Origin of the sequence: Micromonospora sp. CB01531 (assembly GCF_001905095.1) — a bacterium.
GTDB lineage: Bacteria > Actinomycetota > Actinomycetes > Mycobacteriales > Micromonosporaceae > Micromonospora.
On the sequence record NZ_LWLS01000045.1, the window covers coordinates 1 to 2,985 of the forward strand.

General features: G+C 65.3%; 1 protein-coding gene. It reads left to right on the forward strand.

Annotated elements, in window-relative coordinates; all coding sequences use genetic code 11:
* Nucleotides 1–153 precede the first annotated feature (153 nt).
* Nucleotides 154–2,985, forward strand: a 2,832-nt coding sequence (locus tag A6A27_RS07415) for a hypothetical protein (RefSeq protein ID WP_198940225.1), incomplete at its 3' end; no start/stop codon positions are given.

A 2,985-nucleotide genomic window follows, 5' to 3' on the forward strand; every position in this document is an offset into this window, starting at 1 on the left:
GCGCCGGGGGCGCCGGCAGCACCACCAGCACCAGCACCGGCAGCGCCGGCAGCGCCGGCAGCGCCGGCAGCACCAGCGCCGGCGGCGCGACTGGGGATTGTGGTTCGGTCCGTGTCGGGTGTCCGTGGTGAAGACCGGGTGTCGGTTGTGTGGGTGCCCAGCGACGTGACGGTCGCTGAGCTCGCGGAGAAGCTCTCGCAGCTGCCGATGGCGGGTTTTGTGCTCTTGGAGCAGGAGAACCCCGATTTGGCGGCTATGGCCAGGCAGCACAACATGATCGTGCTGCACCCGCAGTCGTCGCAGTGGGGTCCGGCTATCGCGCGCCTCATCGGGGGCAACCCGGTTTCTGACACCGGTTGGGTGCTCATCGACGCCGGCGACGTCCGCCCGGTGGACGAGTCGACTGTGCTCGGCCCGGGAGATCTGGCCGGCCTGTATCGGCACGCCCTTCGGCGAAGCCGTCCGTTCGCGGAGGTCCCTCGTACGGGGATACGCGTGCCGATCGCCACTATACGTATCCCGCTGCCGGGGGTGGGTCCCTCCGACGGGGCGCTTCTTCACATCGTCACTGACGCCACGTCGCTGGAGAGCCTGCCGCGCCGGGAGGCACGCCACGAGTTCGTGTTGAGTCCACCCCCCGGGTCTGGAACGGGTTCGGTGGAGCCCGGTGAGGCGCGGTGGCCGCTGCGTTCATCGGAGGGCTGGGTGCTCATCAACCGCGACAATCGCGGCGAAGCCGTCCCATTACCGCAGTGGCGCGACGAGTTGCCCCGTGAGGCGGTCCGCCAGGTGATCGACCAGATCACCACGGAAGTCCCACGTTCCACCCCCGACAGGGTGCAGGCGGTGGCTCCCAGCGGGTGGTGTCTGCTTGATTCCACGATCCTGTCTGCCCCGGCCCAGCTGGCCAATGTCGTGCCCGGCCTCACCCCAACCAGCGTGAACTGGCTGAACACCCTGGCCCGCCAGCTGGTGGCTCACCCCGGCAGCGGATCGCGACTGCTGAACCAACCCGGTCTGGCTGAGGTGAGACAAGACATCGCCGACCGGATCGCTGACATGATCACCAGCCAGTCGCGGGGAGGCACCCTCGGCGACTACGCCATCCGTCGCGCTCTCACCATGCGGGGAATTCCCCCACCCGATGTCTGGACTCCCGACACAGCACACCGTGAAGGGCTGGCCGCCGCGGTACGGAACTGGGATTCCACCGGGGCCAGCGATTTCGGCGACGGATACAACGTCCTTCTCGCCGACGTCCTCGGCCTGCCCCTGCGCATCTCCAGCCCCGCACAACACGACGGATACCTACACGCCGGCACCCGTAACACCAGCCCCGACACCCCAGCGCTACACCTGTGGCACACCCCCAACCACTACGACGCCATCGGTTTCAGCCATGCCAGAAACACGATCACCCCCAACACCCTGGTCTACGAAACACTCACACTGAACCTCAACACCGAGCGCCTGGAATACACCAAACCCCGCCCGGCTGGCGCGCCATCCGCGGACGCCCGCCGCGGTCGGTCTCACCAAGGTCCTGCGTCCATCTGGGTACAGGTCATGCGCCTGCTCATGGCGCAGAAAGGCCACATCGTCACCGCAGACGTTATTAAGAGGGAAACCGGCACAACAAATGCCCAAGTCCAAATTCTCTCTATCCGACGTCGCAACCTCCCCAAAGGAACCGGCTGGGAGGTTGTAGGTGGTGCGGTTTCGGGTTGGAGGCTGGCCCACCCTGATGTCGGACGGATCAGTTGGGGAGGGCTCACAGTAACCAGCACCGATTCCCTGAAATACCTCGACTCCCATTTGAAGGATCTGGGCCCCAAGGAGGCCGGTGCCCTGCGCCTGCTGCTGGGGGCGGAAGGCCGCACCGTCACCGAAAACGATTTTGTGAGGGAAACCGGCACAAAAGATGCCAAACATCTCACGGCGGATCTCCGAAGATTGCTCCCCCCCGGCTGGCAGATTGTCAAAGAGGGTGAGGGTGAGGGGGCGGGTTGGAGGCTGGTCCACCCTGAGGTCGGACCGTGGATCAGTTGGGGAGGGCTCACACTGACCCACACCGATTTCCTGAAACCCAGCCAACCCGATCCGAACTACCGCAAGCCGAAGCATCTGGGTTCCAAAATGGCCGGTGCCCTGCGCCTGCTGCTGGAGGCGGAAGGCCGCACCGTCACTGAGGAGAAAATCGCAACAGTAATCAGATCAAAAAACCCCGGAGCGCTTATCCGACACGTTAACGACGAGCTTGCCGCTATCGGGATACTTACCGCCCTCGCAGACGTGGACGAGGAGGCGGAGCCGGGTTGGAGGCTGGTCGTCCGTGGTGCTGGGCCGTTGACGTGGGTTGGTAGCTCAACGGGGCCGGGCACGGTTGCTGGTGTGCAGCGGGGTGTCGGTGAGTTGCCGGTGTTGCAGGGGGATGCCCTGGTCGGGTCGGGTATTGGTGTCGCTCGTCCTGTGGTTGCTGATCCTGTGGCTCGTTTTGCTGGGGATGTCGCGGCGATTCTGGACGGTGCGGGTTCGGATCCGGTGGCGCGGTTGGTGTGGTTGGACTGGTGGCTTTACGGGAGTGCGGTCGAGGAGAACTCGTTGGACGCGTTCTTGGACGCGCATGACGCCCAGGTGTGGGTGGAGGGCTCGTATGGTGCGGCGGCCGTCGCAGTGACTCGGCTCGGTCCGGGTAGTACCGCGTTCATGTATTCGGGCGAGGGCAATCGTTTGGTGGTGGAGGCGCTCCGTAATCAGGAAGGGACGGTCTTCTTCATCCGGCTGAATGACGGTGTGGTGCAGGAGGCGCCGACCGGGCAGTACGAGGATTTCCCGGTGAGGGTCCTGCTTCTGGGCCCGGACGGCCGCGTGTCGGGTTCCGGCTTCGGGTCGGACGTCACCCTGAGCGAGGCTCTGCTCGATCCTGCCCGCAGCTCTCGACCGGGTATGCGACCAACACCAGCACCACCAGCACCAGCACCGCCA